Consider the following 7,200-nt stretch of genomic DNA (forward strand, 5'->3'; position numbering starts at 1 on the left):
TCATAATTCTATAGAATTGAACAAGGAGTACTGACAACTGTCGGTACTCCTTTCTTACCTTATTTATTTCCCTTGGCAGCTATCATCAAGAGATGCTCCCCTCGTCCATGCTGGCCAACCTATCTTCACAAAGGGAAGGAGTGCTGTTCCCAGTGGTGGTGGAAGCTTTCGGAATGATGGTTATTTTTGAAGTCCTTCGAGAAGCCGGTCTGCGTATGCCAAGAATATCGGGACAAGCGATATCCATTGTATGTGCATTGGTGCTGTATGAAATCAATTTAGCTTGAAAACAATAATTGAATCTCGAATTGAAAGGATTGTATCCATTTTGGAGAAAAAATATGATAAAGCAATTACGGGTCTACTTTTAGTTGATCCTTACAATGATTTCATCGCACCTGGAGGTAAACTGTTCTCTCGGTCGCAAGAAGTGTCTGAATCCGTAAACTTTCACGGTCATTTGAAAGAGATTGTTGCTGAGGCTCGAAAAGCGGGTATTCGAGTATTTTATGTTCCTCATCACAAATCTGAGCCTGATGATTTCGCTACTTGGTTGTATCCCAATCCTAATCAGGTGAAGTCGCAGAAATCACAGGTGTTTGCTAAAGGTTCTTGGGGCGGGGAATTTCATGCTGACTTTCAACCTCAAGAGGGTGATGTGATTATTAAAGAGCATTGGGCCAGCAGCGGGTTTGCCAACACGGACCTTGATCATCAGCTGAAAATGCATGGCGTACAAAAGATCATCGTGATCGGCGCGTTAGCCAATACATGCATCGAAGCGACTGCACGTTTCGGCACGGAACTTGGTTACCATGTTACCCTAGTCAAAGATGCAACTACAGCTTTCAGTAAAGAGGCTATGCATGCGGCACATGAAATTAATGGGCCTACGTTTGCACATGCCATTTTGAATACGGAAGAACTACTTGCTGCCTTGTAAAAAGGTGTGAAATCAATACAGGATAGATTCAAATGGGAAACGCTCATTTCCAAGTTGGTATGGTATAGTATAGATAATGACTACCATATAATCCCATCCGGAAGGGGCGGTTTGATTGATAGGAATGCGTTCGCAGACTCCGACGCGGGGCCTGCAGAAAAATGATAGCGAAAACAGCGAGCGAGCAGTTCCCAAGGTGGAGCGCAGTCCATCAACGAGCAATTGGATGCAATTGCAGCGGACACTGGGGAACCGAAGAGTAGGAGAGCTGCTGCAAAGAGAAGTACAGTTTACAACTGCTCCAAACGAAGTAGTTGTACAAAGAGCACCAGGTTTGCCAACGAAACAAGAATTAGATAATGATGGGCTGACGGCCGGCACAAAGATAGGACMTGGGAAGACTTCGTGGGGGAATCTCGGGGATGCGCTCATCGTTTACGAGAAATTAGGTAATACRGATTATGCCGCTCAGAAAGAACAATTAAAGAAGATTGAAAATATTATCGGAGAGTGGCGTAAAAGCTATAACCTAAGAGATAGTAGCAAGAAACTAAAGAAGAAGGACCCGGCGAAATTCATTAAAATCAATCAGATCTTGGAGAGTATCCAGCAGAGGAGAACTGTCATCCAAGAAGCAGAGGCACCTTCAGATGGTAGGGAAAGACGTCATCGTGCTGAGGGTTTCACCAAAAGAGAAGTGAATACCCCTAAGCCACGACACCAGGAGCTAATAGAAGAGAAAAAGGAATTAAGAGCTTCTGTCACAATGAGGGATTATTTGAATGAGATGGGATACGCGGAAGACCGCAATTATATGTCATGGGGCGAGGGCGAGATTGCCCACGTGAGCTGGAAGGCGCATGTTGGCTCTGGCGATGCCAGCCAGCGTTTGGCCATCTCACAAAAAGTTAGTCCCATACTCAAAGGTTTGAAGCTTTACCATAAGTTTGATTGTACTCAAACTCCGAAACCTATCGACAAATTTCTTACCGTGTACCCTCCCGAGGCAGAGGAAGATTGGGATTATATTGTGAAAATGCTAGAGGGAGTATTAAGTGGATTTACTACGGTCGATGTTACCGGGGACATGCCCGTTGGAGGAACCGGTAAGGTGAATATGCGACATGGTCAAAATACGCCGCTTACGCCAAACATGCTTAAAGATGCAGATGTGCAGCTAGGAGATATGGCTGGTGGTTTCAAACAATACATTGGCACAGCTGTGCAAGGTGGGGGACTACCACTGTGGGAATATGGAGGAAAGTTATTCTTCAGCAAAACCATGGAACCTCCTTCCAGGGAAGAACTGAACCCGAATACCATTTATATGGCGATTCTCGTGGATGGGCGCATTGTCCCTGATAAAAGGGAGGAGCCGAACCCAGCTAATGTCCCCCTTCCGCTAGGAATTAATAAATTCGAAGGGCAATAATTTAGATGAGGCTCTCGACACGATGGATAGTTTCGCTGCTGCAAATAAAAAAGACCGCCGATGCGGTCTTTTTTCGTAGATAAGAAAGTATAAGTTTCATACTTTGGCTTCGCATCTACCTTGACAAACGCGCTCGTCCTAAAGGACGACGAAGCCGTTTACCCTTATATGAGCGATATACACTATTTCTCGGGTGAAACGTCGAAAGCAAGAAGTTGTGTCACCTGCGATGCACCAAAATTGTTGTCCGAGACAAGGACAAGGCTGTCGTGCCCGTTTTGGAGCTTCGGTCCCCAAGCCATGCCTTCCACGTTGTCGAGTTTCGGCAGGCCCAGTGTATTAAGATCCAGTACCAGCTTCTTTGTAAGAGGCGCAAATTGGCCAGCTGATAAGGAGTCAAGATTGTTTACATTGGTCGCTTGAGTAGCATCCGCTTCATAAATGCGAATATAATTGGCATAATTGCCATCAGCGGCTTGTACACCAGAACGTTCCAAAATGAGGAACTGATGGTCGTTTATCGCCAGCATTTCCGAAACGCCGTTATCGGCGCTTTTGCCTTGTCCGGGCTTTGCCGGAATAGCGTCAATCGGATAAGCATATTGCGCGATGATGTCGCCACTTCGATTGTATTTCGTTATACGGGAATAAGAGCCAGCATCAACAGTCGAGATTTCGCCGTCTTGATAAAGTGCAGCTTCCATGGATGTAAAGTAGTATTTTCCGTCTGGGGAGAAGCTGCTTCCTTCCAGAGCAAGATTGTTGCGGAAGCCTTTCTGCGTACTGCTGCCGTTGTTGGCATCCATTTGAAAAGCTTTCGGAGTAAGGATCGAAGACAAGTATTTGCCTTTTAATGTTGCTTGGCGGATGAAAGGATTCAAGTTAAGGGTGCGATCGCCTTCGCTCGTATACCAGATCGATTTGCCGTTAGGATCAAAGCGGATCGATTCCAGATCAGGGACGATGCCTTGCTTATTAGCCGTATAATCTTTCTTGTTCGGATACGTCGTGCCATCCTCTTGTTTGAACGCTGTCATACCGGTTAATTCGACTCCGTAGAAGCTCTTGGTATCGTATTTCAGCTTGGCGCTGTAAAAACGAGCAGGAGCGTTGTCCGAACGATCATCGCTAATAAGAATCCATTGATGCGTCGCAGGATTATAATCAATACCAGATAATCCGCCAACAAGCGTTTCCTCATACTTTAGATCGTTTGCAATTCGTTGTTCACCGATAAACGTAAGTTGTCCGACAGTGTGATTTTGAGCATGTCTAGCTTGCTTATGAGGCTTCGCTGCTTTTCGTTGATGACCTTCAGTCATTGGAGCTTGTCCACTCGGTTCCGTCGTAGCGGCCGAAGCGGCAGCGAGTGGTACGGAGGCCAGCAACAAACCGGCTACAGCACTTGCGGATATGAGCTTTCTTACCTTCACGTCAACACCTTCTCTCCCAAATTCATCCATCAGTAACGATGACACTTTCATTATATAGAAGTGCGCCAGAACGGGACAATAGGATATGGGGAAATTTACATAAGCTTAAATTCGGGGGACGGAAGGGTTACCTATTTATAACGGGCAATGTAAATTGGCGAATCAAGCTAACATATGCATCTCAAGCGTGGTAAATTGTGGTACTATTAATGATATCAGACCTACTGTTTACCAGCGAAAGGAGGCTCGAATCCCGTATGCAAGCCCATGTGTCTTCCAAATCAAGCCGAGCGAGCAGATCCTCGTTGGAGAAGCAATCACCATCCTCAAAAAATGCTGACCAGCCCTTATCAGTGGGTATGCCGATGAATGCATCTTCTGTTCTTCAGCTCCAAAGAACGATTGGCAACAAAGCGGTAACGCGCATGATGTCGCAACAGCAAGCAGTACCTACCACGTCGATGGGGCAACCTGTTATTCAACGGAAACTAGTAGCCCAGTACAGTGATAGTTTGAAACGCAGCGCAACAACGAGCGACTTAATGCAGGCTTTTGAACTGATTGGGATGAAGAACCAAATCCTTTCGGCCAAAGCAAATGCAGGTGTGAATCCTTTTGCGTTTAATGCGGTATTGGAGCAGGAAATAGATGAGGCAGACTTCATCGTGCATTTGGCAAAAGATAAATTCGAACAGTCGAGAGACCAAATTAGCCAAATGGCTAGCAATGTGCTGCAAAAGCTGTACCTGGACCCAACTGTCTCCAATGACGATGGAGAGAACGATATTTTTTATGATGCGGTTGAAGATCATACGAGTAAGGAAGAAATTCTGCCTCGACTGGAAGATCTAAAAACGCAAATGCACATTTTTCCTGGTGATATGAAAACACGGCTATTGCATTATTATTCGATGGCTTCTTTATCTAAGCAAGATACGCCTCTGACTGTTGATATGGAAGCCATTGACGAAATGGAGCTTTACGTGCTGGACTACTCGAAGAATCTTCTTCAAGAGGTCAAAAGGTTGAGCGGTCGAATTGAACAAGATGCAATACTTGTCGAGAATGCTCCTCAAATTCAAGATTATTTAAATACCTTTTTATATGTAAAAGCTGAGGATTTAAGCGGGTTTTCTTTGAAGGAAGTGTCAGACAACTTAGCATTCCTTTCCCGGCGCCTAGACGCTTTAGAGGCGGATTTCAACGCTTTTCCAAAGCCAGAGGTGTATATTCATGAGGATGCAACAGAAGAAGCACTCGATAAATATGTCTCTATGGTCCATAATAACTGGAATGCTGGGCGAAACAATCCTACCCGTGATACGCCTGCCAAACATACGCATGTCGATGGATATAGCACAAACATGATTTTTTCCATGCAAAATGGCAATAAGGATCTGTATATTCATGGCGTTGCTGCCTTTCATATGGACAGCAATATGTCCTCCTCTGACGCAAGGAGTGCATCGGATATGGAAGATCGCTCTCAGACATTGGCTAATTTCATTGCCTACATGCCATCCGGCACTTCATGGATTACGAAGGATGAGTGGTATTTAAATAAAATAAAGCAGTATTTTACAGTGGAGTTTTTATGACGGTTGTTCCTATGGGAGCAGCTTAATTTTCTGATATATCCCCGCTATTCGTGATAATGCATCCAATCTTCAGATCAGTTTCCAATTTCGGATAATAATCTTGACGCCAATTCGGGAGCTGATCGAAGGGCAGCTTGTTTCTAAAATATTGTCCCGTACCTAACGCGTCGGATCCTATCGATTTTAACTGTCCAAAGAGCACCTCATATCGTTCTTTCATATCTTTTGAGAATGCTTCCACGATCTGGTTTTCATCGGAACTGCCATTATTTTCAATAAGATGCAAGGAAAGTTGCATATTCATATGGAGCACTGGATGATCATCACGCCAATCGGTATGTATGCGGTTTTTACATTTTACAATAGCTACGCTCGCCTGATTCGTTACTTGAACAACAGATCCTTGAAACATTTCTTCGTATAAATTGATTAAAAGAGATTGTTCCTTCTTAATTTCCCCTTTCATCTTCCCTTTGGCCAATACCGCAGAACCCATAAACTCCAGCATCGTTGATTTCCCCGACCGCAGAATGGGTATGGTCACATCTTCCGTGTCCGAGTGGATAGCGCCAAAGATTTTCCAAACATAAGCTAGATTAATTTCAGGACTCCATCCGGCATTTTTATTGAAAAAGTTCATGAGTGCGCTTCCGTCAGTTTGGATAACACGCCCTGTATGTGTTAGAAAAGCTCCGATTTCTTCGGATGTGATGGCCACGAGCGCTTTGGTAGGTAGTTGCTGGCTCCTTGCGATGAAGGCTATCGCTTCTTGAATCCCATCTTCAGCAAGTTTACGATCAATTACGATTAATTGTATATGCATAAAATCGATGCCGGCTTCAATATCTGTATCAATATCAGTAAGTGCTTTACTAATCGTGTCAGCTTCTTTGTAATAAACTCTGGAGGATAATCCTTGCTTTTCTGGTGATGGAATTTGAATATGGATTCTGTATGTATTGGTTTTACCATAGGAAATACCCATGACAATGGGTAGAACCCGGTGATTGACGTCCTTAATGTCCCAACAGCCGGTTAACAATACCGCACATGTGATTAGTAGAGCTCCGGTTTGAAGCTTACGCATCATTATTGATAACCTTCTTTCTGTTCGCTCTTTGAATGAAACCCCCTCGGAGATAGACAGCAATTGGTATCATTAAGAAGATAATGGCTCGGATCCAAATATCGAGAGTGTATATTTTCACATAGGAATTCCAGTTAGGAATTATCGCGGATGCGCTAAAAACAAGCAAGCAAAGAACGGGTCTAATATAAGACTCCTTCCACTTCGGTATCATTTTGCGAACTAACACAGATGAGGCCCAAAGCGCATAGGAAGTGATTAATAAGACGAAAGCAAGCAAAGCAACGGCGTAGAATAATGAAATCCGGTTAAATATGGACCAGGTAATATTGACAGTATCAATACTTGTTACCAGTGGGAAATTCATAAGAGTTGCCGCGTTAACCCCATATACAAGGATTGGAATATAGATGATGACCACATATATCACAGTCAATGGAATCATTGTAATCAGGAGATGTTTCATCCGGACTTTGATAACAGGAGGGAGCATACCTAGTAGAAGAAAAGGGCAAATCGAAAATATGGGCACGAGAAACTTTTCATGCTGCACAAAGTCAAAGCTTGTATTTACAAGCGGAAAGATGTTAGTAAACCTCGAATTAACTCCACATCCTAACAGGGCAAATAATAGAGCAGGGAAATGTAGGAATGACAATAAGGTGCTAGCTCTTAAAATGCCTTGGGGGCCAATGGATGATCCAAGT

The 7,200-nt window shown here is 44.0% G+C and carries 6 protein-coding genes and 1 pseudogene; 5 read left to right on the top strand and 2 right to left on the bottom strand.

Translation table 11 applies throughout. From position 1 onward, the window contains the following. Positions 1-59: 59 nt before the first annotated feature. From AC1DUA_RS15750 to AC1DUA_RS15760, 3 genes and pseudogenes are all read left to right on the top strand, one after another. Positions 60-266 (top strand): annotated as a pseudogene (locus tag AC1DUA_RS15750) (spore germination protein); the annotation flags it as partial. A 62-nt stretch (positions 267-328) separates the two neighbouring features. Then, positions 329-943 (top strand): cysteine hydrolase family protein, encoded by a 615-nt coding sequence (locus tag AC1DUA_RS15755; RefSeq protein WP_477500673.1) that lies wholly within the window; start codon positions 329-331, stop codon positions 941-943. A 115-nt stretch (positions 944-1,058) separates the two neighbouring features. Beyond that, positions 1,059-2,375 carry a hypothetical protein gene (locus AC1DUA_RS15760; RefSeq protein WP_477500674.1) on the top strand — a complete coding sequence of 439 codons (1,317 nt, stop codon included), beginning with the start codon at positions 1,059-1,061 and terminating at the stop codon, positions 2,373-2,375. A gap of 182 nt (positions 2,376-2,557) precedes the next feature. Here AC1DUA_RS15760 and AC1DUA_RS15765 read toward each other — a convergent pair whose 3' ends face one another. Next, the gene (locus AC1DUA_RS15765; RefSeq protein WP_477500675.1) at positions 2,558-3,808 is read right to left on the bottom strand and encodes an esterase-like activity of phytase family protein; all 1,251 of its coding nucleotides are present in this window, start codon (positions 3,806-3,808) and stop codon (positions 2,558-2,560) included. Between the two features lie 257 nt (positions 3,809-4,065). On the opposite strand from AC1DUA_RS15765, the gene AC1DUA_RS15770 reads away from it, so the two are divergent. Next, the gene (locus tag AC1DUA_RS15770; protein ID WP_477500676.1) at positions 4,066-5,406 is read left to right on the top strand and encodes a hypothetical protein; all 1,341 of its coding nucleotides are present in this window, start codon (positions 4,066-4,068) and stop codon (positions 5,404-5,406) included. Positions 5,407-5,428: 22 nt separating this feature from the next. Here the strand turns inward: AC1DUA_RS15770 and AC1DUA_RS15775 are convergent, their stop codons facing one another. Beyond that, entirely contained in the window at positions 5,429-6,496 is a 1,068-nt protein-coding gene (locus AC1DUA_RS15775) for a Ger(x)C family spore germination protein (RefSeq protein ID WP_477500677.1), read from the bottom strand. Between the two features lie 407 nt (positions 6,497-6,903). On the opposite strand from AC1DUA_RS15775, the gene AC1DUA_RS15780 reads away from it, so the two are divergent. Then, positions 6,904-7,200, top strand: a 297-nt coding sequence (locus AC1DUA_RS15780) for a hypothetical protein (protein ID WP_477500678.1), incomplete at its 3' end; no start/stop codon positions are given.

It is taken from the genome of Paenibacillus sp. 01T422 (assembly GCF_056398785.1).

Bases quoted from the DNA above. Each gene is read 5' to 3' on its own strand.
- AC1DUA_RS15770 (WP_477500676.1), top strand. From the start codon at position 4,066: ATGCAAGCCCATGTGTCTTCCAAATCAAGCCGAGCGAGCAGATCCTCG.
- AC1DUA_RS15775 (WP_477500677.1), bottom strand. From the start codon at position 6,496: ATGATGCGTAAGCTTCAAACCGGAGCTCTACTAATCACATGTGCGGTA.